This window comes from Pseudoalteromonas sp. S1609, assembly GCF_005887255.1.
In the GTDB taxonomy this organism is placed as follows: domain Bacteria; phylum Pseudomonadota; class Gammaproteobacteria; order Enterobacterales; family Alteromonadaceae; genus Pseudoalteromonas.
In genome coordinates, this window is the sequence record NZ_PNDJ01000052.1 from 42,071 (window position 1) to 66,324 (window position 24,254).

Here is a 24,254-nt window from a genome sequence, read left to right on the forward strand (position 1 = left end):
ATTATGTCTAACTTTAAAGAACTCCGTACCCAAGACATTTCGCATGGCACTATTGCTGATACTTTTACTAATGAGGCTGTGATTGATTTAACCTCTCCAGCAACACGTATAGTAACTAGCTTTACTCAAACAAGTCCTATGCGCGCAGCGTTTGATACAACCATTGAACAAGCATCAAAACAGTTAAATGCTCAGCCCTCTGATTTTATTTTAGTGACTGACGAACAACAAAAACTAATTGGTATTGTCGCAAGTGCTGATTTACAAAGCTCAAAAATCATGATTTTATCGCAGCGTTTAGGCTTGCCTCGTAGTGAAATTAGCTTACGCTATTTAATGACACCGCTGAGTAATTTAATGGGTGTAAGTATGAAAAGCTTAAGCTATTCATGTATCGGTGATGCACTGCAAACTATGGAGCATCATGGCGCTATGTTTATATTAGTTACTGCGGCTAATAATGAAATAAGTGGTTTAATTTCAGCACGCGATATAGCACGTAAGCTGCAAATTCCTGTTCATATTAGCCCAATAGCGCACACATTTAGTGAAGTACTCGAAAGTGTAGAGCACCCTCACTAAATCCGCTTTTTATTGCCCCAGCAATGGCATCTTAAAGCAAGTAAAATAGCTTGCTTTAAGAGCTTTTTATTACCCTCCCCTGTGATATTATTCAAGACATTGACGCATCAGTTAACTTTTTAGCTGGTCTTATTTTTTGTATTAAAAGGTTTTTGCATGAGCGATATCTCTGCACGTTTAGCAACTGAGCTAAATGCACAGCAGCAACAAGTGGTTGCAGCAACAAAGTTACTTGATGAAGGCGCAACCGTCCCCTTTATTGCCCGTTACAGAAAAGAAGTGACCGGTGGATTAGATGACACCCAACTACGCCTTCTAGAACAACGTTTATCTTATTTGCGTGAACTTGAAGAGCGTCGTGGCTTTATCCTGTCGACGATAGAATCACAAAATAAGCTTAGTGCTGAATTAGCGGCCGATATTAAAGCTGCACAAAGTAAAACCGAACTAGAAGACTTATATTTACCTTATAAAGCAAAGCGCCGCACTAAAGGTCAAATAGCTATTGAAGCCGGTTTAGAACCACTAGCTGATGCGTTATTTAACGATCCAATGCTTGACCCAGACGCTGAGGCTGCAAAATTTATTAATGCCGAAAAAGCGATTGTCGATACTAAAGCAGCGCTTGATGGTGCTAAGTTTATTTTGATGGAGCGCTTTGCTGAAGACGCTAAATTACTCGCTAAATTTAGAAGTCATATTAGTCAAAATGGAGCGATTGAAAGTAAACTTATTGATGGCCAAGAACAAGCCGGGGCTAAATACCGAGACTACTTTGAACATCAAGAACCATTAAAAAAAGTCCCCTCGCATCGAGCATTAGCCATGCTAAGAGCACGTAATGAAGGTATTTTACAGTTAACTATTAATCCTGAACCTAACGCTGAAAACCCAGCGCAATTGTGTGCACAGATGATCAGCGATCATTACCGCCTAGATATTAAAAACAAACCTGCCAGCGCTTGGTTATTAACTGTGGTGCAATGGGCGTGGAAAATTAAGCTTGGATTACATCTAGAAAATGAATTTTTAGCCGCAATGCGTGAAAAGGCCGAAACCGGTGCCATTGATGTATTTGCTAAAAACTTAAAAGACTTATTGATGGCAGCCCCTGCAGGTCCTCGCACTACGTTAGGCTTAGATCCTGGTTTACGTACCGGTTGTAAAATTGCCGTGGTTGATAGCACAGGTAAGCTGCTTGCTACCCAAACGATTTTTCCACACGCACCACAAAATCATTGGGATAAATCATTACGCACGCTCGAGCAATTATGTCGCCAGCATAAAGTTGAGCTCATTGCGATTGGTAACGGTACCGCTTCTCGCGAATCAGATAAACTAGTTGGCGAACTTATCAAAGCCAATACTGAGCTTAAACTAAATAAAATCATGGTCAGTGAGGCCGGCGCTTCGGTTTACTCTGCTTCTGAATTCGCTGCTAATGAATTTCCAGATTTAGATGTATCTTTACGTGGTGCCGTATCTATTGCACGTCGCCTTCAAGATCCATTGGCTGAGTTGGTTAAAATAGAGCCTAAGTCTATTGGTGTAGGCCAATATCAACATGATGTATCACAAAGCCAACTAGGACAAAGCCTAATCTCAGTGGTAGAAGACTGTGTAAACAGTGTAGGTGTTGATTTAAATATGGCCTCTGTACCTTTGCTTGCACGTGTCTCTGGTTTAAACAAAACCTTAGCGCAAAATATTGTAAGCTACCGTGATACAAATGGGTCATTTACAAAACGTAGTCAGTTGAAAAAAGTAGAACGCTTAGGGCCAAAAGCATTTGAACAAGCAGCCGGCTTTTTACGCATTAACAATGGCAGCGATCCACTAGACAACTCATCAGTTCACCCTGAAGCATACCCTATCGTTAAGCGTATTTGTGAGCACAACCAGGTAGACGTAAATAACCTCATTGGTAACAAAGAGTTTTTAAATAAGCTCGCTGCAAATGACTATATTGACGATAAATTTGGTCTGCCTACCGTGACCGATATTATTAGCGAACTTGATAAGCCGGGTCGCGATCCGCGCCCTGAATTTAAAACTGCTGAGTTTAAAGCAGGCGTTGAAAAAATTAGTGATTTAAAACCAGGAATGATTTTAGAAGGCGTGGTATCGAACGTAGCTAATTTTGGCGCATTTGTGGATGTTGGCGTACATCAAGATGGACTAGTGCATATTTCGGCTATTACTAATAAGTTTATTTCAGACCCACGAGAAGTGGTTAAAGCTGGTGACATTGTTAAAGTGAAAGTGGTTGAGGTTGACGCTGCACGTAAACGCATTAGCTTTACCATGCGCCTAGATGACGAGATAGACACTAGCAATAAAGCTGCCCCTGCGGCGGTGCAAAAGCCACGTGGCAACAATGCAAACCAATCGCGAGCGCCCAAACCTAAGCGCGACACAGGCAATGCCATGATGGGAAATGCGTTTGCTGATGCCTTTGCAAATGCGAAAGTGAAAAAATAAAATGACCCCATAAAAAAACCGCTTAGGCGGTTTTTTTATGGCTATTAAATATAAGGTTTAGTTTAAATTTGTGCTGAGAATTGGCTTTGAGTCGCAGGTGATGTGGCCAGTTGATAAAAACTAGCAATGCGCCCAGCACGCGCTTCTACTTCAACATCACGCGATTGCTCTTCGCTTTTAGCAGTTTTTACTTCTGAACTTTCACTGTTAGAAAACGACGCACTGACTCTGCTTTTATCTTCGCTGCTATCTTCGTCATCAGCTGAAGCTAACTCAGCTTGTGCTGCGGCTATCTTTTGAGTGGCATCTGCCGCAATTGCCCTATCGGCACCTGAAGGCTCAGCCGGCGCGAGTGCTGCAGCACGTACCGTTTGCATTTTATCAATAGTTGCTTGAGGATCGCCATTGATAACTCCAACATCTATCGGTACTTCACCACCTACCGCATAGTTAGTACCATCGGGCCCTCTTTGATATTCGTAGCTAGGAGAGCCCGCATATTGTCCACCCACAGCGGCATGCGCTTGCTCATGTGTTCGTACTTCAGTGTCGCGCGCTTTAAGTTCTTTAATTTGCTGTAATTCTTGCTCAAGTTGCAGTTCTTCTTGCTCACTAACTTCTTCTGCAGCTTGTTGTTTTTCTTGCTCGGCATTATCTTGATCGCTATCTGCATTGCCTTCGCGTTGCGCAATCGTTTTATCGTCTGCAATTTTGCCACTCGCATTGTAGGTTGAGCTGTCGCTATTTCCTGGCAGTTTGGCTTTTTCTGCATCACTTTGAGCTTTGTTTTCGGTGCTACCAGCAGTGTTCGCAGCGGCTGGGGGAATGACTTCACGTAGCTGGTTGTCACGCCGAGCAGTCTCCGTATAAACATTTGCGGTGTTTATATTAATAGACGGAAACGGCGTGACAATATTCATGAGAAATTACACTTTAATATCAACTAAAGTGCCTAATACGTCATCTGCAGTTTGGATAGATTGCGTGTTTGCCTTAGCATTAAACTCTTCAACTTTTAAGTTTACTAATGCATCATCAATTCGTGCAGGTTGAGATACTGGCGCAGTGACTGCTTCTTCAGGACGAGCGGCCGTTAATTGACGTTGCTGCGCTAGTTGAGAGTCGTCTTGCTGCTCTATGCTGGCACGATTAATCTCAGCGCTGGCTTTTTCAATTCCTTGGCTGGCTCTATTAAACCCTTCAACACCACTATTGAATACAGATCCTATTGGCATAATAATAAACCCCCAGCAAATAAATATTGTTTAATTATCGCTCAAAAATCACGCAAAATAAAGCTTTAAACCGCAGTAATCATGGCTTTGCTTCAAAGCATTGATTTAACGGCAGATAAAAATTCACTTTTATGAGAAATAAAAGGCGCATGTGATGCTTTGTCTATCACTTCGTACTCAAAGTCAGCATTAAGTGCCACCATTTTCTCAATGGCCCGATAAGGAACGAGAGAGTCTAAGCGCCCAAAAATGCCGCGAATAGTCACTGGGCATTGAGCAAATAATTCGCGTAAATCTTCATTTTGCAATATGTCTAGCCCTGCACTTAAAGCCTCGTTATTCGGGGGCGGTGACTGACTCAATAACTGCTTTAACTGTTTTACATCATCGCGAGCCGACTCACTGCCCATTGCCTGAATTGCCAAAAAGCGCTCTATCGTTTTTGAACGCTCTTGCAACAACTGCTCTTTGAACTGTGTTAATACTTTAGGCTTAATACCAGCCCATGGTAATTGCTCTGCAAAAAAGGGCGTTGAGGCAACTAAAATGACTTTTGATACTTTTTCTGGCCAATGTTTGGCAATATAAATAGCAAACAACCCACCTAAAGACCATCCCATTAGTACCGATTGTGGCTTTAACTGCTCACTCACCTGCTTTGCAGCATCGTGTAATGTATATGGGCTTAAAGAGACGTTATTATCACCATAACCGGGTAAATCCAAACAGCGCACTTTACCTGAATATAAAAACTCTAATTCTGGTTTTATTAACTGCCACACACCTTGGCTCATTCCCCAACCATGTAACAACACACATTCATTTTGCATATTTGCCTAACCTTAACCAAACTTGAGTTCTATGATAGCGCTTTAAAAGGAGTTTGTAATGAGGATCATCAGCGAATGAAACTCAGCCTAAGTGATTGGCTATTCCCCTCTTACTGTGTGTTATGTCAAAGTCAGATTCATAGCTCAATGGGACTGTGTCAATTTTGTTTAGATGACTTGCCATTGCTAGATCTGGCCGAGCATGACAATTTATTTTACCGCCCTGATATTGTAGAAATGTTTCCTAACTGCAACTTTGAAAAGCTATTTGCCTGTGCTTTTTACCAGCCCCCTTTTGATTTATGGTTAAAGCAACTTAAATTTAATAATCAAATCCATTATAAAAAAGCACTACAGCAAGTCATAAAAAAACAACTTAGGGTTTTTATGACTAAACACCCTGCCGCTGTTGATGCATTTATAATTTTACCTTTACATAAAGCGCGCTTTTTAACGCGTGGGTTTAATCAAGTCACCCAAGTATGGCAGCCCTGTTTAGGGTCAAATAAAGTATTAAATAATGCGTTGCTTCGCCATAAACACACCTCGGCACAATCACAATTAAGCAAAGCTAAAAGAGTTAAAAATTTACAGCAGGCTTTTTCATGCAAAATTAATTTAGAGGGAAAAACGGTAGTAATTATCGATGATATCATGACTACAGGAGCAACTCTTAATGCAGCCACCTTATCGTTAAAAGAAGCCGGCGCTAAACACGTATGGGCATTTACCACGTGCTTAACGCCACTTTAGGGCGTGTTAGTTTCCACTCACGCGAAAGGTGTGACCAAAAAATAAAGCATTACTTAATAATCGGCTGGTACCATACCAGTACCCTCTAAATACAGGGTTATCTGTCATCGCAATAACACTACCTCGACCATAAGAGTGTGCCATTAACGCTGCCCCACCAGCCACTTGCTCTACATTTATTGCATCAGTAAAACCAGCAAGTAGCGGCTGCTGTGTATAGGTAAGTATATTTACAAATGGTGCTTGCGAGGCTTCAAGTAGCCAAGTACTATTTTTAAATACGGGTAGTGTGTCACGCTTAAATGAAAACATTAGTGGGTGAGTTGTATCTACCTTGGTATTAAATATCGCACCTGCAATACGCTGACGACCTGCTAGGTGGTCTTTGTCTGCATACTTTAAACCTTGAGTATCAAATGCACTAGCCACATCTCTACGCGATAAGTAGCTTGCTTTTAATAGCTGTTGATCGGCTAAAAACTTAGCTCCGCCTTTGTGCCCCCAAATAACACCACCTTTCCTTACCCAGCTTTTTATAGCAACTTTATCGGAATCAGATAAAGTAGAATAATTACCATGTGGCAACACAATATGGCTGTAATTACTGAGCTCTAAAGACGCTAAACGCTCCATTTCAACAATGGTTGGCGCTACACCCACAAAACGGTCTAGGTAGTACCACACTTCACCCGCTTCATATTGGCTCACGCCTTTACCACCAACCAATAACACCTTAGGTGCAGAAACCACAGCCATAGAGCGAGACCCTAAATCAGCACCTTTACTAGTTAAACCGGTAGTAATTGGTTTAACTTCAATCCCAAACTGGCTTTGTGCTTGGTTTAACTTTGTCACCCAGTTGGTGTCAGTTTGAAGTCCTGCTGGAATAATAATACTACCTGCGTCAAAGTTTACTTCTGCATTGGTTGATACTGCTGTTAATGGTTTTAATGCAACACGAGCTTTAATGCCTTGCTGTAACAGACTATTGAGCATTTTGGGAGCTTGCATGTCATTCCATGCAAATCCATAGGCGTAATTTTTAGTCAATGACGCTAACTCTGGCTGCTTTGGTTTTTGCCAAGCTGTTTTTTCTACCTCTAATCCCCAGCGGCTGTTTACTTTAGCAAATGATAAATTAAACGCATGCGCTAATGTCCAACCCGACACATCGTAAAAGGTGTTATCGGCAAAGTTTTGTTGCTCACTAAAAATAGCTTTAACTAATCGATATTGTGGTTGCGCAAGCGGCACAAAATAACTATTAGCGGTAAAGTTTTTACCTTCAGCTTTTAGCCCTTCTTTCACTGGGTAGGCATTAATTTGATGTTGTTTAAGTATGCTTAAAAAATCGTTAGTACGGGTATGATCTTCATCTGCTTGAACAATATAGCCCTGATAGTCTTCATCTTTGGCAAGCTCAACTGCTTTGTTATAAAAGTTAGCTTGGTACTCTAGCAAAGCTTGGCGGTTATCAATCGCCGCTTTAAACGTTGATAAGCTCGTTAACAGTTGGTTTTTAATCGTAAACGCAAAAGTTAGCGTGCCATTAATCGTTTCTTGAATATGGCCACGAGAACTTGCTTGTTCAAATAAAATACCCACACCACCATTTACATCGGGGTAGGTAGAGCCTTTACCATAATAAAAGTCATCAAAGCTTTCTTCGGTGAAGTATAACGCGTTGTTTTCATCTAATGTTTTAGCGTGATAATTTGCAATCGCTTTGGTTAGACTTACATTTTCTTCAGGGGTAATTGGGTGTTTACGACTTGGGATACCCGGTTGAAAAAAGTAGCTACTATTTGACCCCATTTCATGAAAGTCAGTTAAAATATTAGGCTTCCAATAATGAAACTTAGCAATCCTTGCGCGCGACTCTGGGTGCTGTAACAGCAACCAATCACGGTTTAAATCAAACCAATAATGGTTTGTTCGGCTGCTTGGCCAGCTCTCTACATGCTCTCGGGTTTGCGGATCTGACGATAAGTTCATTCCACGATTACTATTAGCCCAATTTGCAAAACGTGCTAGTCCATCGGGGTTAAGTGACGGGTCGAGTAAAATAACCGTGTTGTTAAGTAGCTCATTTATTTCATCGCCTTGCGCTGCCGCTAAATAATAAGCGACCAGTAAAGCTGCATTACTACCTGATGATTCGTTACCATGAACACTGTAACCCATCCATACAACACTTGGCTGCTCCGCTGTTTTATTGTTTGAATTATTTAGGCGAGCTAAATGCGCTTGGCGAGTTTTTTCTATATTTTTTAATTTGTGAGCTGCAGTAATCGTTAGCATAACTAACGGGCGCTGCTCATGAGTACGGCCTATTACTTCAAAATTAATTCGATCGCTTTTTTGAGCTAAAATTTCCATGTAGCGAACAAGTTGGTCATGTCTAACATGCCACTCACCCACTTGATAACCCAGCACCTCTTGTGGTGTTGGTATGGTAGAATCAAACTCAGCCTGTTGCTCAAAATAATAAGACAGGGGCTTTGCCATACTTGAAAAACTGGCCAGCACCACCACTACTGTTAATATGAAGCGCATATAAATCACTCTAAAAATGTTTGTTAAATGCACGCTACCATTGCTTAAAATAGATGCCAACTTTTTACGCTCAACACTAGCCGCAACACGATGAGCGGAGTATGATATGCAGTATCCGAGTAATTTAGTCAAGTATAGACGGTATTATGATTTCTATTTCCGAAACAGCGCAAGCGCATTTTGCTAAGCTATTAGCAGATCAATCTCAACAAACGAATATTCGTGTGTTTGTTGTTAACCCTGGTACATCACAAGCTGAATGTGGTGTTTCTTATTGTCCAGAAGACGCGGTAGAAGAGAGCGATATTCGCCTAAATTTTAACGGCTTTGATGCAGTTGTTGATGCTGAAAGCGCGCCTTTCTTAGCCGAAGCTGAAATTGATTTTGTTACCGACAAAATGGGCACGCAGCTAACCCTTAAAGCACCTAATGCTAAAGCACGTAAACTAGGTGAAGATGCCAGCTTGAATGAGCGTGTGCAACACATGCTAGAAACTGAAGTAAACCCACAACTTGCCAACCATGGCGGCCAAGTTAGCTTGGTAGAGATCACTGCAGCTGGTGTTGCTGTACTTCAGTTTGGTGGTGGTTGTAATGGGTGTTCTATGATCGATGTCACACTAAAAGAAGGCATTGAAAAAGAAATGATTGCTAAATTTGATGAGATCAAAGGTGTGTCTGACATTACCGATCATGAAGCAGGCGAGCATTCTTACTACTAAGCATTAATCTGTTATGCTAAAGCCACTTATTTACCGCTTAGGGAGTGACCCTAAGTTGAGTTTAAAGCGCTTTTTTCGCGGGCTAGCACTGTTTGTGCTAGCCGTGATATTTATCGCTGTGGGCTATTACAGCCATTACAGTTTACAAGTTCTTGGCTTGGTTATTTTAGCCCCCGCTTTATTTTTTGCTTTTTGGGGCTATGCGGGTATTTTTGCTAACCGCTTTTCTCAAGTATTAAAAAATATCCCTTCCAAAAATAACGACCCCGATCTGTGGAAGTAACGGTTTATATCAACTCGCTTATTTAAGTAATTGATTGTTAGCTTTTAGTTGTTGATATTTAACGATAAGCGTAACGCCTCGCATAAGCATAAAACAACTCATAGCTAACCATAACCCATTATTTTGCCAATCCTGAAATAGCCAAAACACCCCAAAAAAACCTACAATCGCTGAAAGCAACATACTGTTTCGCATCGCTTTAGCGCGGGTCAGACCAACAAAAATACCATCGAACAAAAAACAGCTCATAGCTAAAATAGGCAATACTATTACCCAAGGTAAGTAGTGAATGGCCTCGTCAATAACCTCTGGTACATTAGTTAATAGCTTAATAATACTACTGCCAAATACTATAAAAAACACACTATATAAAATGCCAAATAACATGCCCCAAAATACACTGATTTTTACCCATAGCCTTATCTTCTCGACACTTTGTTGACCTTTAGCTTGACCTACTTTGGCCTCACTTGCATAGGCAATTCCATCAAGTGCAAAGCTAACTAACATTAAAAAATTGAGTAGGACGGCATTGGCGGCCAATGTAGTTTCACCTAGGCGAGCAGCATAAAAGGTCATAAAGCTAAAGCATAACTGCAGCACTAAAGAGCGAATAAAAATATCGCGGTTTAAGCTCAGAAGTCCTGGCATTTTTTCCACACTAAACCAATTTGCTACAGCCAAACTCATACCATGCTTTTTAGCAAGTTGAGCCACTAGCAATAAAGCAAACACAAGTGCAATATAGTCAGCGATAAGTGATGCCCACGCAGCCCCAGCAACCGCCCAATCAAGGTACACTACAAAATAAATATCGAGCACAATATTAGTAATGTTAGTGACTAACAGTAAATAAAATGGCCCTCGTCCATAATGCACGCCCAACATCCAGCCTAGTAAAACTAAATTACATAGCGCTGCAGGGGCGCTAAAAATACGAATACTAAAATAGCGATAGGCTTCATTGAGCACATCACTATTGGCAGCAGATAAATAGGCAATAGCGTGTTTTATAAGGGGGGATAATAAAATCAGAATTAAAGCTGCGCTACTGGCCAATAACAAACTGCGTTTGAGTAAGGCTGCCAGCTGAGTTAAATCATTTTTACCATAAGCCTGAGCCACCAGCCCAGTGGTACTCATTCTTAAAAAACCAGCAAGCCAAAATAAAATGGAGATCACAGTAGAGCCTAAGGCTATTCCCGCTAAATAATGCGCACTCCCCAAATGACCGATCACTGCCGTATCAACAATTCCTAACAACGGGACGGTAATATTTGATAATATCATCGGACCGGCTAACAACAACAAGCTTTTATGGTGTGCTTTATTATGTATAAGAAATTGTTTCATTTAGTATTATTATTCCTGATTTGTGGTTCTTTACGCGCGCAAGCAGCTGTTATTCTACAGTATCATCACGTCAGTGAAACCCTTCCCGCTGTCACCAGCGTGAGTGCCAACACTTTTACAAAACACTTAAATTATTTAAAAGAGCATAACTTTAACGTTATTCCATTAAATGAGCTGATTAGTACATTACAACAAGGTAAGGCTTTAGAGCACAAAACAATCGCGATTACCTTTGATGATGGTTACAACAATAATTACGATCAAGCAGCTCCTATTCTTGAGAGGTTTGGCTACCCGTACACTATTTTCGTAAACCCAAAACTCATTGATGAACAAGCGGGTTATGTTATGGGGTGGGATAAGCTCAGGGAGCTTGCCAAAAAAGGAGCGCTCATTGCTAATCATAGTGCCGAGCATAACTACCTACATAAAAAGCGCGAGAATGAAACGCCTAGCCAATGGCGCGAACGCACTAAAAAAGACATTCTTAGTTCACAACAACGTATTAAAGAGGAAATAGGTCACGATTATAAATATCTTGCCTACCCATACGGAGAGTTTAACAACCAACTACAAGCTCTCGTTACAGAACTAGGCTTTATTGGTATTGGCCAGCACTCAGGAGCCGTTAATCAACACTCTGACTTTAGCCGCTTACCGCGCTTCCCTGCCTCTGGTTTTTATAGCAAGCTAGAGACGTTAATTACCAAGATAAATTCAACTGCCTTTACCATTAATAAGCTAACCTATAAAGATAGTGTCACTTCACAAAATCCACCGTCACTCACAATAAAACTTGAGACAAATGACTTTCATAAGAGTCAATTTGCCTGTTATGTATCAAGCGTTGGTCAAGCTAATTTAGATTGGTTAGACGATAATACAGTTGAGGTAACATCGCCAAAGCAGCTTAATAAAGGCCGCTCACGCTTTAATTGTACCGCTCCGTCAATAAAACAAGCTAGCAGTTATTATTGGTTTTCGCAGCCTTGGGTGATCAACTAAGCTTTACTTTTTTATAACTTGATTTAATAACCGCTGGGTCATTTTCTCCAGCGGTACCACTTCATTTGCTGCCCCCATATCAATAGCAGCTTTAGGCATACCCCATACCACTGACGAAAACTCATCTTGCGCAAGCGTGTATGCTCCTTGTTGCTTTAATGCGAGTAATCCCTTTGCACCATCACTTCCCATACCGGTTAATAGTGTGGCAACAATATGTTTTGCACCAATTTCCAGTAATGAGTCAAATAAAACATCCACCGCGGGTTTATGTCTATTAACAGCTTCTCCATCATCAAGCTGACAATACAAAGCACTACCTTGTTTATTAATTCGTAAATGAAGCCCACCTGGGGCTATATAAGCGCAACCTGCTAGCAATTTATCACCTTGCTGGGCTTCTTTTACGTTAATAGTACAAGTACGCTGCATCCGCTCTGCAAATGAGGTGCTGAATACGGGAGGAATATGCTGAGTAATTACAATTGGAGGGCAATTTTTGGGCATACGTATAAGCACTTCTTTTATCGCCTCGGTTCCCCCTGTTGACGCACCAATCGCTATCACTTTATTTACTAAAAATTCGGCATTAGTGGGGATAGGCTCTGCTACAGTACTATTTTTTTTGTGGCCTCGAACCCGCGCACTGGCCGCTACTCTTACTTTTTGCTGAACAATATCAGCATATTGGCTCATTTGTTGTTTAACATTAACTACTGGCTTTGCAATAAAATCAACCGCCCCCAGTTCAAGCGCTTCAAGGGTGATAGGTGAGCCTTTTTGAGTAAGAGTGGAAATCATTACTACGGGCATAGGCCTTAAGCGCATTAAGTTTTTTAAAAAGCTAATGCCGTCCATTTTTGGCATTTCAACATCCAGTGTTAGTACATCCGGATTATGCTTTTTGATCATCTCTCTGGCTTCGTATGGGTCTTGTGCACAGCCCACTACCACAATGTCTTTTGCCTGTTGCAGTATCTCTGTCAGTAATTGCCTGATCAGTGCCGAGTCATCAATTATTAATACTCTAATCATAGCCATCCTTAAAACAGTTCTATATCCGTGGCTTTAGTTTGCTGTTCAAGATTATGTAAGTAACGCACTTCACGTTTTTCAATAGTGTTATTATGTAAATTTCTTAGCTTTTTAACCTGTACTTTTCCATTATGAGGATTAAAAAATATTTTGCGCGGCCAAGGTCCGCCCATATCATGCGCCACTAAGTTTAGCGCTTCTTCTGCTATATATGCATTGGCAAAACTGATATTGCCAATACCAATATCTGTCATTGCGCTAATTATTTTGCCTCCCCCAAACAGTTTTACTTTTAAGTTTGCCCGAGAAGCGCCATTTTTAAGCACTTCATTAATTAAATATTCCATAGCCCAGTTACCATAACGACAATTTAAACTATGCGCTTGGTCAATTCGTTCACCTTTTTGAATAGGTAGCATAAAGTGATTAATCCCGCCTATGCCTAGCTTATCGTCGTAAACACAAGCAGCAATGCACGATCCGAGCACGGTAGTGATCAGCTCATCGTTTTTAGAAACATAAAATTCACCTGGCAATACCTTAGCGACCACTTGATCTCGCGTGGCATCCCAATAACGTTTAATATGCTCAAATCCCGCTAATACTGGCTTAAATTGTGTTTGCATGGGCTACTTTTTGATACATGGTTTTCCCTAAGTTTTTAAATAAGACATGCTCTTTTCCCATGGTTTCTGAATGCCCTAAAAATAAATAACCTTGGTTATTTAAAATATCGGCATAACGGTTAAAAAGCTGATCCTTTGTCTCTTTATCAAAGTAAATCACTACATTTCTGCACAAGATCAAATCAAATGGACCCTTCATAGGCCAATCTTGGAGTAAGTTTAAACGCTTAAATGAAATACATTGCTGTAGCTTGGGTTTCACTTTATAACTTTGACCGTCTTTGCTAGTTAAAAACCAGCGCTTGAGCAGTGCATCATCCAATCCATTCACATTTGCCGCAGTATAAATACCGCTCTGAGCTTTAGCTAATACATTAGAATCAAGATCAGTTGCTAAAATTTTCACATCCCAATCACTTGGAAAAGCCCCTTGTAACGTCATAGCTAAACTGTAGGGCTCTTCACCGGTAGAGCAGCCAGCAGACCAAATGCGAACGCGCTTAGTCTGTTTATTTGTTTTTAACAGCGTTGGTATAAACTGCTCTTTTATAAACTCAAAGTGATGAATTTCACGAAAAAAAGAGGTTAGATTGGTAGTAATGGCATTAATAAATGCATCAAACTCCTGATCCTTATGATTTTTTAAGTAATCTAGGTAACTAGAAAAGTTTGTTAATTTACGCTCACGAATTCGCCTTGCTAATCGTGAGTAAACCATTTCACGCTTATGCTCCCCAAGCACAATACCACAAGCGTTATACACTAAATGAGCCACTTCCTTAAAATCGCTATCCGTTAATAAAAACTCTTTCATTATGCACTCTCAAATAAATATAAAGATAGATTCAAACTAACCTCATTGTTTGAACCATCTAAAATAGGATTAAAACTCCTCCCACTCTTCAGCTGAGTCTACAAAGTTTTCACCTTTGCTTTTGTTATTAACAAAGCTATTTTCTTGCTTATGCGTTATTTCAGGGGTGCGAATGGTGGGCGATACAACCGCCATATCTTGCTGCCCTAGTGAAAAGAAGTGCAGTAAACGGCGCATTTCATTAGCCTGCTCTGCCATAGATTCACCTGCAGCCGATGCCTCTTCAACCAATGCCGCATTTTGCTGAGTCATTTCATCCATTTGCGATACAGCTTTATTTACTTGCTCAATCCCTGCACTTTGCTCTTCAGAGGCCTGAGTTATATCAGCTATCATTTGTGTCACACGTTTCACCGACACCACAATCTCCTGTAACGTCACACCTGATTCATTTACAAGAGCGCTACCATCAGCAACTTTGCCAACACTATCTCTAATTAACTCTTTAATTTCTTTAGCTGCACCAGCTGAGCGCTGAGCTAAGTTACGCACTTCACCCGCAACAACCGCAAAACCTCGGCCTTGCTCACCTGCTCTTGCAGCTTCTACAGCAGCATTGAGAGCTAGTAGGTTTGTTTGGAATGCTATTTCGTCTATTACACCTATGATGTCAGCAATTTTTTTACTCGATTCATTAATTGCAGACATACTGGTTACGGCCTTATTCACAACCTCGCCACCTTGAACTGCTTTATCACAGGTTTCTTCAGCTAAGTCATTAGCCACCTTGGCATTATCAGCATTTTGACGAACCGTACTGGTCATCTCTTCCATACTAGAAGCCGTCTCCTCTAATGATGATGCTTGCTCCTCTGTGCGCTGACTTAGATCAGCATTACCTTGTGAAATCTCTTCTGCTCCACTGGCCACCAAAGTGGCTGATGTGTTAATTCGATTAATAACCTCAGTTAGCTTATCTGCTGTCGCATTTGCATCTGTTTTCAGTTTTTCAAACGAGCCGTGATACTGTTTTTCGATCCGTTTAGATAAATCACCAGTAGCCATGGCATCAAGCATATTGCCAGTATCAGTTACCGCTTCGTCAACCACTTTAACTAAACTATTAAGACCTTGAGCTAAACGTAGGAAAAAGCCATCCTTTCCTTGCTCAACCACACGGCTATTTAACTCTCCTTTACTTGCGGCACTGACCAGCTGAGCAACCTCTTTTTCTATGGCTACTTCTGCTGTTCTGTCTTCCCATTCAACTACAGTTCCAATTCGCTCATCGTCTGGCGTAATAATTGGGTTAGCAACTAAGCCAAAGGTTCTGCCTCCCACTTTAATTTCAGTGTTGTAGGTATCCGTTAACTTAGCCAACATATTTTGCTGATGGGCTGGATTTTTATGAAATATATCAATATTTTGATTCAGTAGATTTTTGCTATCAAAGTTAGGTAAATCAATGCGTATATCATTTTGAGCATTGCTCATCATATTTTTCACCGCGTCATTCATATAAACAATCACATTCGATGCATCTGCAATCATAGTGTTTGTTGCTACAGTGTCTAACGCTCGGCGAACACGTAAGTTCTCCTGTGCTCTGGCACGCTCTGCATCGGCCTTAAATACTTCATCAGTAATATCTTGCCACTCAACAATTGTTCCCAAGCGCTCTCCTTCTTCGTTAAACCATGGCGAAGCAATTAAATCAAAAATAAGACCAGCTAATTTAAGTGTCGCTTTATGGGGCGCATCTAATTTTTTTAATAGCTCGCGCTGATGCGCTGGATGTTGATGAAAATCATCAACACATGTGCCGATTAAGTCACTTACAGCAAAGTTAGGTAATACCGATTGCAAATCTCTTTCGCGTGCTTTTAGCATTTGCTTAACTTGTTCGTTGACAAAAATAATGTTTAAGTCATTATCAGCAATCATCACATTCGCTTGGCATACTTTTAGGGCGCTGGCTAAGTCGGCAGTTTTTTTAGAGGTTTTTTCTAGTTCTTTTTGTTCGCTAATGTCCGTTGCGTATTTTATGATTTTTATTAATTTTCCGTCCATATCATAAATGGGATTGTAAGAAGCATTAATCCAAATTTCACGGCCTTGTTTATCAAATCGTAAATACTCACCTCGGTCGTATTCACCTCTACCCAGTTTGGCCCAAAAAGTTTGATAATCCGCACTATTTGCATACTCAGGTGCAACAAATAAACGATGGTGCTTACCCTGTATTTCATCAAGTTGGTAGCCAAACGTGGCTAAAAAGTTCTTGTTGGCATTAATCACTGTGCCATCTAAGTCAAACTCGATTACCGCTTGCGACTTATTTATTGCTGCAACTTGTCCGGCCGCTTCGGCTGCCTTTAATTTTTGCAAAGTGATCTCAGTAGCAAACTTAATCACTTTAATTACTTGCCCCTGAGAGTCTATAACAGGGTTATACGTGGCTTGTATCCATACTTCTTTACCATTTTTTCCAAACCGCTTAAATTCATCTGAAATAAATTCACCCGCGCTCAATCGCTGCCAAAACTGATGGTACTCATCGCTTTTCGCTTCGCTAGGACTAACAAATAAAGAGTGGTGCTGACCTTGAACCTCAGCAAGTGAGTAATCCATTACACGAAGAAAATTAACATTGGCAGTAATTATTCTTCCATTAGGCTCAAATTCAATTATTGCTAATGATTTATGCAATGCATTTATGATCAAATCATTGCTTGATTTAGACTGTTTTGAATTACTAAACCATCCCATGCTTATCACCACCTTTAAGTTATTTACTTTATTTAGTTACTGTTACCGCTAAATATCCATGGTTGCTGGCAAATCAATTAGGGCGACCATTTTTTCGCCTACATTGACTAACCCTGCTACATATTCACTCTCATTAGTTTGGGTTAAACTCGGCACAGCTTTAGCATCTTGCTCTGCAATGCTATAAACATCAGCCACTGCATCTACCGTAATACCCATTACTTTACTTTCTTGCTCAAACTCTACTTTTACAATAATCACTACTGTTAATGGCCCATAGGCGATAGTGGGTAAGCCAAACCTTAAGCGTAAATCAATAATGGGCACTATAGTGCCGCGTAAATTAATAACGCCTTTTACATAATCTGGGGCATTTGGCAGTGCGGTTATGTCTTCCCAGCTGCGGATTTCTTGCACCGTTAATATATCTACTCCGTATTCTTCTTCAGCCATAATAAAGGTAAGAAACTGCTTAATCCCTTCTTTGCGCTGCAGCTCAATATTGCTATTTAATGCTATTGATTCAGAGAACATGAATCCTCCAGAGTAGCTGATGGTTCAATACTCAATGCTTGGCTGCCAGGCTTTTTTAACCCTGAAAGCTTAATCAAACCGCTAATATCTAAAATTAACGAAACGCGACCATCACCTAAAATAGTTGCCCCAGAAACTCCGTCCACTTTGTGGTAATTAGCCTCCAAGCTTTTTATAACCACCTGTTGTTGTGAAAGTAAATCATCAACGAGCACCCCTACTTTTTGATTATCGTTTTCCACCACAACCAATAAGGTCTTATCTAATGATTCAATCGCATCTTGATGGTTAAAAATCTCGTATAAACGCAGAATAGGAATGTATTCATCACGTAATCTGAGGACATCTAGGTCTTTCCCAACACGGCTTACTTTTGCAATATCAATTTGCAGCGATTCTACAATCGAGATCAGTGGAATAATGTAAGTATGCTTGGCTACTTTAACCAATTGCCCATCTAAAATAGCCAAAGTAAGCGGCAGCCGAATAGTAAAGGTAGAACCAATTCCAGCAGCGGATGTCACTTCTACCGAGCCATTTAATGATTGGATATTGCGTTTCACCACGTCCATACCCACACCCCGGCCAGATAAGTCACTTACTTCATCAGCAGTAGAAAACCCTGGCATGAATATAAGTTCGTTAATTTCATCATCTGTTAACTCGCTATCGCTAGCAATAAGTTCGTTGGCAATCGCTTTTTCTTTAATCTTTTGGGTGTTAAGGCCTTGGCCATCGTCCATAATTTCAATGACGATATTTCCTCCCTGATGAAAAGCATTTAATGTAACTTTACCCACAGGATCTTTACCTGCTGCAATACGCTTTTCAACAGTTTCAATACCATGATCCAGTGAGTTTCTTACTAAATGCACCATAGGATCAGATATTTTTTCCATCACAGTTTTATCTAACTCGGTTTGCTCTCCGATCAGCTTTAGCTCCACCTCTTTATTGAGCTTTTGAGCAATATCACGCACCAAACGTGGAAAGCGACTAAACACAAAATTAATTGGCAGCATACGAATACGCATCACGTTTTCTTGTAAGTCTCGAGTATTATGCGCTAGTTGTGCTAATCCCTCTTGAAGCGAGGTTACTGCAGTAGCTGTCATTTCCTGTTCGCTAAGCTGATTTAACATTGCTTGGGTAATAACCAACTCGCCCACCATATTAATTAATGAGTCAACCTTATCGATACCAACTCGAATAGAGGTTGATTCTGGTGCAGCTTTTGCGCTGGGCGCATTGGCAACTGCCTTTGCTTTATTTGCTTTGGGTTGCTCAGCAATTTTGGGAGCTTCCTCCACAACAGCCGATTCGTTAATTACTTCTTCTGATCCGGCTTTAGCATCATTAAATAAGCCACCGCATAGCTCAATTTTAATATCTGCATCATCTTCAACCCATTCAAAAATCTCTTTAATGGCTTGCTCATCTCGCTCAGTGTTTAAGAAAAACCGCCAATATAAAAAGCACTCATCGCTGGATAATTCTTTAATATCAGGTATGGCATCGGTGAATACCTGTACTTCTAACTCACCAAGCTCGGCTAATTCGCTGATCATAAACAAAGGTTCATTACCGGTTTTAAATAGATGAAAATGTGGCTTAAAATCAATCTGGTAAGTATTAACTATAACCTGTTCATGATGTGTTTCTTCACCTTGTTCTTCACCAGCGGGCATACCTAGTAATTTCTCGAACTGCTCTCGTAAAGTATCTGCTTGGGCTAAATCTGGTTCTTCCTGTACCTTTAGCGAACTTAGCAAAGCCCTTAAGCAATCCACTGATTTAAGTAATAAATTAATGTGCTCGCTAGTTATATTGCGCTCACCTTCACGAATTTGATCCAATAATGTTTCTAATACATGGGTAAAATTTGCAATTGAGTTAAATCCAAAAGTAGCACTGCCCCCTTTTATTGAATGAGCAGCTCTAAATATAGTATTAATGGTTTCTAAGTCTTCTTCGCCTGGCACTAAGTTGAGTAATTCAGTCTCCATGATATCGAGGCCTTCAAAACTCTCTTCAAAGAACACTTCAAAAAACTGGCTTAAATCAATACTCACAGTGCACTCCTAAGTTAACGGATTACTTTTTTTAGCACGGCTAATAGCTGATCTGGATTAAAAGGTTTTACAATCCATCCTGTTGCCCCTGCAGCTTTACCTTCTACTTTTTTATCCATCCCCGACTCTGTAGTTAACATAAGCAGCGGTGTAAACTTGTAATCTGGTAGCCCTCTTAGCTCTCTAATAAGCGTGATCCCATCCATAATTGGCATGTTTACATCAGAAATAACTGCATCAAAACCTTGTTGCTTGGCAATGGCTAATGCCTCGCTGCCATCTTTGGCTTCGGTAACATCAAACCCTGCTGTTTTTAACGTAAAGCTCACCATTTGGCGCATTGATGCAGAATCATCGACAGCTAAAATTCTTTTCATATAAACCTCTAGTTAGTACTTTCTGAAGCTAAATATTCACTTAAACCGAGTTGTTCAATGACATTTTTTAATGCGTCACTGCTGCCAACCCAGGCAATTTTTTGATTAATAGTAAGAAGGTGTTTTTGTAGGGCACAAAGAAGTTGAACCGAGGCGGTATCAGCAGACATAACATCGCTAATATCCAGACAAATATCTCGGCTGTTATTAAGTTCGCTTAATAAATCTTGATGTAAAACGTCAACTTGAACAATTGAAAGTTCATTTGGTAGTTTAAGCATTTTTAAGCTTTTCCTTATCAACTCGATCCATACCAAAAGCTTAGACCGAGATAATGAAAACGCCATAAAAACGACTAAAAAATAACTAATTAATTAAAATTAGCTGTTAAAAAACGTAAAAAGGGGCACAAAGCCCCTCTAAAATCGTTAAGTCATTAAAAGCTAGTTTTTGTAAAAATCTGCAATTTCAATAAATTCTGCCGTTAATTTTGTAGTATTAACCAAAGGCACATCTCCTTGTTTAAATTCAGGCTTAAAAATAGCTCTTAGTGCGCCACTGCCATCAACAAGTGCAACCGATGCACTATGATCCACCGCGTAGTCAGATTCATCACTATCACTAATTGCATAAATTAATCCCAACTCACGTACAAATGGAAATAGGTCTTTATGCTCCCCAGATACAGCTAAAAAGTCAGGGTTAAAATAATCTATGTACTCTTTACGCCTTTGAGCAATATCTCGTTTAGGATCAACAGATATAAACCACACCTGCAGGGGATAATTAGCTTGTAAGTTTTTATAGACATTGTTGAGCTTTGCAAGCGTCATTGGACAAATATCAGGGCAGCTTGTGTAGCCTAAAAAGACTAAGTTCCATTGATCTAAAAACTGCTTTTTGGTTACTAACTCCCCCTGTTGATCATTCAGCGAGAAATCAGATAACGGTTTTGCAGTTTCGTACACTAATGCATCAAGCTCTTGTAAACTTTTTTTATCATCGCATGCCGATAAAAAAAGCACCGAAAAAACAATTAACCCACACCATAACTGCTTCATATAACTAGCCATTTATCTATAAATAAGATAACAAAGAGTATCATTAAATGAACAATCGAAAAACGAAATAAATCCATTGCAGTGTCTTCTTTGGCGGCAAATTTTAAGTTAATTGCTTTGTATATAAAGAGTATATTGAGGATACAGGCCCCACTTAAATAAATAAGCCCCGACATACCTATCAAATAGGGTAATACGCACACAATGGCTAATAGCACTGAGTACGCCAGCACACAGGTTTTACAAAAGTCGATTCCATGGGTGACAGGTAACATAGGGATTTTAGCGCGTTCGTAATCACTTTTACGCGCGATTGCTAACGCCCAAAAGTGCGGAGGAGTCCATGTGAATATAATCATAACCAACAACCAAGGAGCGGCTGCCATTTGATTGGTTTCAGACACCCAACCAAGTAAAGGTGGCATGGCGCCAGCCAAACCACCAATCACTATATTTTGTGGCGTGGCGCGTTTTAAAAACGACGTATAAATAAATGCGTAACCAACAAGTGCAAATAATGTAAGTATGGCAGTGAGTGTATTTGCCCACAACATCAACATAATAAACCCTGCCACGCCAATAACAGCAGCAAAACTCAATGCGTGTAATTTACTTAAGCGCCCTTTGGCGACTGGGCGGTGGCGTGTACGTGCCATTTTACTATCAATTTCACTATCAACCACATGATTGATAACGGCAGCTGCCGCAGAGAGTAAACCAATCCCTAATAAACTTACGAACTGAACCCCAACACCTCTGCCAACGTCAGGGGCGAGGGCTAAGCCCACCCATGCCGTTAACACCAGCATAGCCACTACTTTAAATTTACTGATTGCCAAATAATCTTGGATTAAATGATAACTTTTAGTCAATAACGATGCGCTATAAACGGGCTGCATTGCTTTTTTGTTAATTGTAAGTGCCATAACGATTCCCCTTTAAGTACGTACTTTTAGGTAATAACATAACCTAACCATAGTTAATAACAGTATGGCAGCCATTAAATTATGCGCCAGCGCAACACTAATTGGGAAGTGAAAGTACACAACTGCTAACCCCAACGCTATCTGGCAAAATAACGCTACCAATACACTCACTGTGCAGCTTTTAATTTTTTGTGAATAGGCATGGCTGTATATTCGCCACATAACGAGTGCCAACACAATACAAGTGACCAATGCCCACATACGATGCAGTAAATGAATAGACATACGCGCTTGTTGTGACAACACGCCAAACTCATAATTGCTGTGCTCTAACGGTAGCTGAAAAACACTACTGAGCGAAAACGGCTGAGCATAGCTACATAGCGGTAAACCATTACAATGTGGCGCGGCATAATTAGCCGCTAACCAGCCACCTAAGGCGATTTGTAAAATAAGTACCGTGAGCGCCACCAAGCTTAGTTTAAAGTGAGGTTTTGCACCTGCGTCCCCCCCCGTAATTGGCTGGCTAGTCAGCCGTAAGTACAACAACGTTAATAACGCCAAAATGCTAAACCCTCCGAGTAAATGCCCCATTACAATTAGCGGCTGCAAGTTCATAGTCACCGTCCACATACCCAGTGCGGCCTGAAAAATAACAAGTAAAAGCAGTAGCATCGGTAATTTTACAGGCGTAGTTGGATACTGGCGTTTTACAAAAGCCAAAATAAACAACACTAAAATTAATACTCCGAGCGTGCCAGCAAAATAGCGATGAATCATTTCTTTCCATGCTTTTGCTGTTTCAAATATCATGTCGGGGTAGCTCTGAATCGCTTTCGCAATCTCGGCCTCATGTTTTGGTACGGTTAAAAAGCCATAACAACCAGGCCAATCGGGGCAACCAAGCCCTGCGTCACTTAAGCGCGTATATGCGCCTAGAGCTACCACAACTAATGCGAATAAACTCGTTGCTAATACCAAATTTTTATAGTTTTTATACATAGCAGCCTCTACTTAGCTTGAACGAGAGTAATTAAGTAATTTTTTTAGATCTTTCAATAATCCCTTTTGTATCAAACGGTTTTCTTGTGGTTGAGGATTAAATGGATATTCCAGCACAATCAGTCCCATATGGTCGATTAAATATAAACTCGCGGGTTTTAATTGCTGTTGTTCAGCAATCATATGCCAATGCGGCTTCGCAGCTTTGGGTTTCCCCATTATCGCCATATCTACTTTGTGTTGATTTTTGCCAAGGGCAACATATAAATTATCTAAAGCAGCGAGCTGCTCCGAGCAAGGCTCTTCGCATTGTGCTGAATAATTTAAAGCAATGGTCCATTGCTTTGGATTATGCTGCTGCCAATTGTCTAGCTTAATTTCACGCTCTAAAAATTCACCATGGTTAGTAATTGCTGTAGGTAGCCAATCTAGTTTTAACGCGCTGTAAGCCAGCACTAATGGGATAGCGCAACATACAACAAAGAGCAACAGGGGTTTATTTTTCATTATCTATCCTCTTCTTGCTTGCAAAAATAGCAACTACCACACAGGCAATCGCAATTAAAAACCACTGCACTGAGTAGGCATAATGTTTTTCTGGACTCATCACAACAGCTTCATAATGGGGGGCCGCAATCTCATCTTCGTCGCCTTGGCGATAAGCCATAAAGTCCACTAAAGTTCGCTGGGATTGGCTACTGAGTGATTGCAGATCAATAATTTGAATTCGTTTAGCTAAATCTGACTGAGTATTGCTATTAGCTAAGGTAAAGCCACTTAAATTATCTTCTTTAATTTGTGCCGTTAACGTAAATTTACCACTAGGTATTGTCACGTTTGGTAGGGCTTCTCTTGAGCGGCCAGCTTTTACCCAACCTAAATTAACTAATAAAAAGCGCGACTCATGAGGTAATTTTAATAATGTCAGTAAGTCGTATCCAACCTGACCATTATAAATTTGGTTATCGAGCAGCCAATAATTATTGGTATCAAAATAACCACTCAAAGAAACTAATACCCCGGTTTTATTCCACTCTTTTGGCAGCTGTTGCAACTGTGCCCAGCTCATAACTCCTTGCTGCTGAATATTTTCAATGGCATTAAGCTGTTGTTGCTTTTGATCTGCGCGCTGTAATTGCCAAAACCCTAAACGCACACAAACTAATACCACAATAACAACCAGGCAAACTGTGATTATTGAGCTAAGCTTTTGTTTGTTAAATACAACTAACTGCATA

General features: G+C 40.4%; 24 protein-coding genes. 6 read left to right on the forward strand and 18 right to left on the reverse strand.

What is annotated here, in order from left to right:
* Nucleotides 1-3: 3 nt before the first annotated feature.
* Both CWB76_RS13685 and CWB76_RS13690 read left to right on the forward strand, forming a co-directional pair.
* Nucleotides 4-582, forward strand: coding sequence for a CBS domain-containing protein (locus CWB76_RS13685; protein ID WP_138608328.1), 579 nt, complete (start codon nucleotides 4-6; stop codon nucleotides 580-582).
* Between the two features lie 156 nt (nucleotides 583-738).
* A complete protein-coding gene (locus tag CWB76_RS13690) occupies nucleotides 739-3,063 on the forward strand; it encodes a Tex family protein (RefSeq protein ID WP_138594031.1) in 2,325 nt (774 codons plus the stop codon).
* Between the two features lie 62 nt (nucleotides 3,064-3,125).
* Here the strand turns inward: CWB76_RS13690 and CWB76_RS13695 are convergent, their stop codons facing one another.
* The 3 genes from CWB76_RS13695 to bioH form a co-directional block, all read right to left on the reverse strand.
* Entirely contained in the window at nucleotides 3,126-3,983 is an 858-nt protein-coding gene (locus CWB76_RS13695; RefSeq protein ID WP_010392423.1) for a putative metalloprotease CJM1_0395 family protein, read from the reverse strand.
* Between the two features lie 6 nt (nucleotides 3,984-3,989).
* Nucleotides 3,990-4,298 (reverse strand): hypothetical protein, encoded by a 309-nt coding sequence (locus tag CWB76_RS13700; RefSeq protein ID WP_008112879.1) that lies wholly within the window; start codon nucleotides 4,296-4,298, stop codon nucleotides 3,990-3,992.
* A 92-nt stretch (nucleotides 4,299-4,390) separates the two neighbouring features.
* Nucleotides 4,391-5,128 (reverse strand): pimeloyl-ACP methyl ester esterase BioH, encoded by a 738-nt coding sequence (gene bioH / locus CWB76_RS13705; protein ID WP_138608330.1) that lies wholly within the window; start codon nucleotides 5,126-5,128, stop codon nucleotides 4,391-4,393.
* A gap of 75 nt (nucleotides 5,129-5,203) precedes the next feature.
* Between bioH and CWB76_RS13710 the strand changes: the two genes are divergently transcribed.
* Nucleotides 5,204-5,881 (forward strand): ComF family protein, encoded by a 678-nt coding sequence (locus CWB76_RS13710; protein ID WP_010392416.1) that lies wholly within the window; start codon nucleotides 5,204-5,206, stop codon nucleotides 5,879-5,881.
* 6 nt (nucleotides 5,882-5,887) lie between these two features.
* Here CWB76_RS13710 and CWB76_RS13715 read toward each other — a convergent pair whose 3' ends face one another.
* On the reverse strand, nucleotides 5,888-8,437 hold the full coding sequence (locus tag CWB76_RS13715; protein ID WP_138608332.1) for a M14 metallopeptidase family protein: 2,550 nt from the start codon (nucleotides 8,435-8,437) through the stop codon (nucleotides 5,888-5,890).
* A 146-nt stretch (nucleotides 8,438-8,583) separates the two neighbouring features.
* Here CWB76_RS13715 and nfuA point away from each other — a divergent pair, with 146 nt between their 5' ends.
* Both nfuA and CWB76_RS13725 read left to right on the forward strand, forming a co-directional pair.
* Nucleotides 8,584-9,159: a Fe-S biogenesis protein NfuA gene (gene nfuA / locus CWB76_RS13720; protein ID WP_138608334.1), complete on the forward strand. Its 576-nt coding sequence runs from the start codon at nucleotides 8,584-8,586 to the stop codon at nucleotides 9,157-9,159.
* A 13-nt stretch (nucleotides 9,160-9,172) separates the two neighbouring features.
* Nucleotides 9,173-9,442: a hypothetical protein gene (locus CWB76_RS13725; RefSeq protein ID WP_138608336.1), complete on the forward strand. Its 270-nt coding sequence runs from the start codon at nucleotides 9,173-9,175 to the stop codon at nucleotides 9,440-9,442.
* An 18-nt stretch (nucleotides 9,443-9,460) separates the two neighbouring features.
* On the opposite strand, the gene CWB76_RS13730 is transcribed toward CWB76_RS13725, so the two are convergent.
* A complete protein-coding gene (locus CWB76_RS13730; RefSeq protein WP_249363179.1) occupies nucleotides 9,461-10,795 on the reverse strand; it encodes an MATE family efflux transporter in 1,335 nt (444 codons plus the stop codon).
* Here CWB76_RS13730 and CWB76_RS13735 point away from each other — a divergent pair.
* Nucleotides 10,775-11,800 (forward strand): polysaccharide deacetylase family protein, encoded by a 1,026-nt coding sequence (locus CWB76_RS13735; protein WP_138608338.1) that lies wholly within the window; start codon nucleotides 10,775-10,777, stop codon nucleotides 11,798-11,800. The two genes, CWB76_RS13730 and CWB76_RS13735, sit on opposite strands and share 21 nt — an antisense overlap.
* A gap of 3 nt (nucleotides 11,801-11,803) precedes the next feature.
* Here the strand turns inward: CWB76_RS13735 and CWB76_RS13740 are convergent, their stop codons facing one another.
* The 13 genes from CWB76_RS13740 to CWB76_RS13800 all read right to left on the reverse strand — a co-directional run bounded on the left by CWB76_RS13740 (nucleotide 11,804) and on the right by CWB76_RS13800 (nucleotide 24,253).
* Complete coding sequence (locus CWB76_RS13740; RefSeq protein WP_138608340.1) at nucleotides 11,804-12,835, reverse strand: protein-glutamate methylesterase/protein-glutamine glutaminase; 1,032 nt, start codon at nucleotides 12,833-12,835, stop codon at nucleotides 11,804-11,806.
* A gap of 8 nt (nucleotides 12,836-12,843) precedes the next feature.
* Nucleotides 12,844-13,461, reverse strand: coding sequence for a chemoreceptor glutamine deamidase CheD (gene cheD / locus CWB76_RS13745; RefSeq protein WP_138608343.1), 618 nt, complete (start codon nucleotides 13,459-13,461; stop codon nucleotides 12,844-12,846).
* A complete protein-coding gene (locus CWB76_RS13750) occupies nucleotides 13,445-14,275 on the reverse strand; it encodes a CheR family methyltransferase (protein WP_131691797.1) in 831 nt (276 codons plus the stop codon). Before CWB76_RS13750 ends, cheD begins: the two co-directional genes overlap by 17 nt.
* Nucleotides 14,276-14,344: 69 nt before the next feature.
* Nucleotides 14,345-17,044, reverse strand: a complete 2,700-nt coding sequence (locus CWB76_RS13755; RefSeq protein WP_138608345.1) for a methyl-accepting chemotaxis protein — start codon at nucleotides 17,042-17,044, stop codon at nucleotides 14,345-14,347.
* Nucleotides 17,045-17,092: 48 nt separating this feature from the next.
* On the reverse strand, nucleotides 17,093-17,578 hold the full coding sequence (locus tag CWB76_RS13760; RefSeq protein ID WP_138608347.1) for a chemotaxis protein CheW: 486 nt from the start codon (nucleotides 17,576-17,578) through the stop codon (nucleotides 17,093-17,095).
* Nucleotides 17,560-19,650: a chemotaxis protein CheA gene (locus tag CWB76_RS13765; protein ID WP_138608349.1), complete on the reverse strand. Its 2,091-nt coding sequence runs from the start codon at nucleotides 19,648-19,650 to the stop codon at nucleotides 17,560-17,562. The genes CWB76_RS13760 and CWB76_RS13765 overlap by 19 nt, the downstream gene beginning before the upstream one ends.
* 14 nt (nucleotides 19,651-19,664) lie before the next feature.
* A complete protein-coding gene (locus tag CWB76_RS13770; RefSeq protein ID WP_008115349.1) occupies nucleotides 19,665-20,027 on the reverse strand; it encodes a response regulator in 363 nt (120 codons plus the stop codon).
* A gap of 8 nt (nucleotides 20,028-20,035) precedes the next feature.
* Nucleotides 20,036-20,308 carry an STAS domain-containing protein gene (locus CWB76_RS13775; protein WP_138608351.1) on the reverse strand — a complete coding sequence of 91 codons (273 nt, stop codon included), beginning with the start codon at nucleotides 20,306-20,308 and terminating at the stop codon, nucleotides 20,036-20,038.
* Between the two features lie 162 nt (nucleotides 20,309-20,470).
* Nucleotides 20,471-21,088, reverse strand: a complete 618-nt coding sequence (locus tag CWB76_RS13780; RefSeq protein WP_138608353.1) for an SCO family protein — start codon at nucleotides 21,086-21,088, stop codon at nucleotides 20,471-20,473.
* Complete coding sequence (gene cyoE, locus CWB76_RS13785) at nucleotides 21,085-22,014, reverse strand: heme o synthase (RefSeq protein WP_138608355.1); 930 nt, start codon at nucleotides 22,012-22,014, stop codon at nucleotides 21,085-21,087. Before cyoE ends, CWB76_RS13780 begins: the two co-directional genes overlap by 4 nt.
* Before the next feature lie 12 nt (nucleotides 22,015-22,026).
* Complete coding sequence (locus CWB76_RS13790; RefSeq protein WP_138608357.1) at nucleotides 22,027-23,016, reverse strand: COX15/CtaA family protein; 990 nt, start codon at nucleotides 23,014-23,016, stop codon at nucleotides 22,027-22,029.
* A 12-nt stretch (nucleotides 23,017-23,028) separates the two neighbouring features.
* Entirely contained in the window at nucleotides 23,029-23,523 is a 495-nt protein-coding gene (locus tag CWB76_RS13795) for a redox-active disulfide-containing membrane protein (protein WP_054202823.1), read from the reverse strand.
* Complete coding sequence (locus CWB76_RS13800) at nucleotides 23,513-24,253, reverse strand: SURF1 family protein (RefSeq protein ID WP_138608359.1); 741 nt, start codon at nucleotides 24,251-24,253, stop codon at nucleotides 23,513-23,515. Before CWB76_RS13800 ends, CWB76_RS13795 begins: the two co-directional genes overlap by 11 nt.
* Nucleotide 24,254 lies beyond the last annotated feature (1 nt).

Coding starts and splice junctions, on each gene's coding strand:
- CWB76_RS13685 (WP_138608328.1), top strand. CDS start 4: ATGTCTAACTTTAAAGAACTCCGTACCCAAGACATTTCGCATGGCACT.
- CWB76_RS13690 (WP_138594031.1), top strand. CDS start 739: ATGAGCGATATCTCTGCACGTTTAGCAACTGAGCTAAATGCACAGCAG.
- CWB76_RS13695 (WP_010392423.1), bottom strand. CDS start 3,983: ATGAATATTGTCACGCCGTTTCCGTCTATTAATATAAACACCGCAAAT.
- CWB76_RS13700 (WP_008112879.1), bottom strand. CDS start 4,298: ATGCCAATAGGATCTGTATTCAATAGTGGTGTTGAAGGGTTTAATAGA.
- bioH (WP_138608330.1), bottom strand. CDS start 5,128: ATGCAAAATGAATGTGTGTTGTTACATGGTTGGGGAATGAGCCAAGGT.
- CWB76_RS13710 (WP_010392416.1), top strand. CDS start 5,204: ATGAAACTCAGCCTAAGTGATTGGCTATTCCCCTCTTACTGTGTGTTA.
- CWB76_RS13715 (WP_138608332.1), bottom strand. CDS start 8,437: ATGCGCTTCATATTAACAGTAGTGGTGGTGCTGGCCAGTTTTTCAAGT.
- nfuA (WP_138608334.1), top strand. CDS start 8,584: ATGATTTCTATTTCCGAAACAGCGCAAGCGCATTTTGCTAAGCTATTA.
- CWB76_RS13725 (WP_138608336.1), top strand. CDS start 9,173: ATGCTAAAGCCACTTATTTACCGCTTAGGGAGTGACCCTAAGTTGAGT.
- CWB76_RS13735 (WP_138608338.1), top strand. CDS start 10,775: ATGTATAAGAAATTGTTTCATTTAGTATTATTATTCCTGATTTGTGGT.
- CWB76_RS13730 (WP_249363179.1), bottom strand. CDS start 10,795: ATGAAACAATTTCTTATACATAATAAAGCACACCATAAAAGCTTGTTG.
- CWB76_RS13740 (WP_138608340.1), bottom strand. CDS start 12,835: ATGATTAGAGTATTAATAATTGATGACTCGGCACTGATCAGGCAATTA.
- cheD (WP_138608343.1), bottom strand. CDS start 13,461: ATGCAAACACAATTTAAGCCAGTATTAGCGGGATTTGAGCATATTAAA.
- CWB76_RS13750 (WP_131691797.1), bottom strand. CDS start 14,275: ATGAAAGAGTTTTTATTAACGGATAGCGATTTTAAGGAAGTGGCTCAT.
- CWB76_RS13755 (WP_138608345.1), bottom strand. CDS start 17,044: ATGGGATGGTTTAGTAATTCAAAACAGTCTAAATCAAGCAATGATTTG.
- CWB76_RS13760 (WP_138608347.1), bottom strand. CDS start 17,578: ATGTTCTCTGAATCAATAGCATTAAATAGCAATATTGAGCTGCAGCGC.
- CWB76_RS13770 (WP_008115349.1), bottom strand. CDS start 20,027: ATGAAAAGAATTTTAGCTGTCGATGATTCTGCATCAATGCGCCAAATG.
- CWB76_RS13775 (WP_138608351.1), bottom strand. CDS start 20,308: ATGCTTAAACTACCAAATGAACTTTCAATTGTTCAAGTTGACGTTTTA.
- CWB76_RS13780 (WP_138608353.1), bottom strand. CDS start 21,088: ATGAAGCAGTTATGGTGTGGGTTAATTGTTTTTTCGGTGCTTTTTTTA.
- cyoE (WP_138608355.1), bottom strand. CDS start 22,014: ATGGCACTTACAATTAACAAAAAAGCAATGCAGCCCGTTTATAGCGCA.
- CWB76_RS13790 (WP_138608357.1), bottom strand. CDS start 23,016: ATGTATAAAAACTATAAAAATTTGGTATTAGCAACGAGTTTATTCGCA.
- CWB76_RS13795 (WP_054202823.1), bottom strand. CDS start 23,523: ATGAAAAATAAACCCCTGTTGCTCTTTGTTGTATGTTGCGCTATCCCA.
- CWB76_RS13800 (WP_138608359.1), bottom strand. CDS start 24,253: ATGCAGTTAGTTGTATTTAACAAACAAAAGCTTAGCTCAATAATCACA.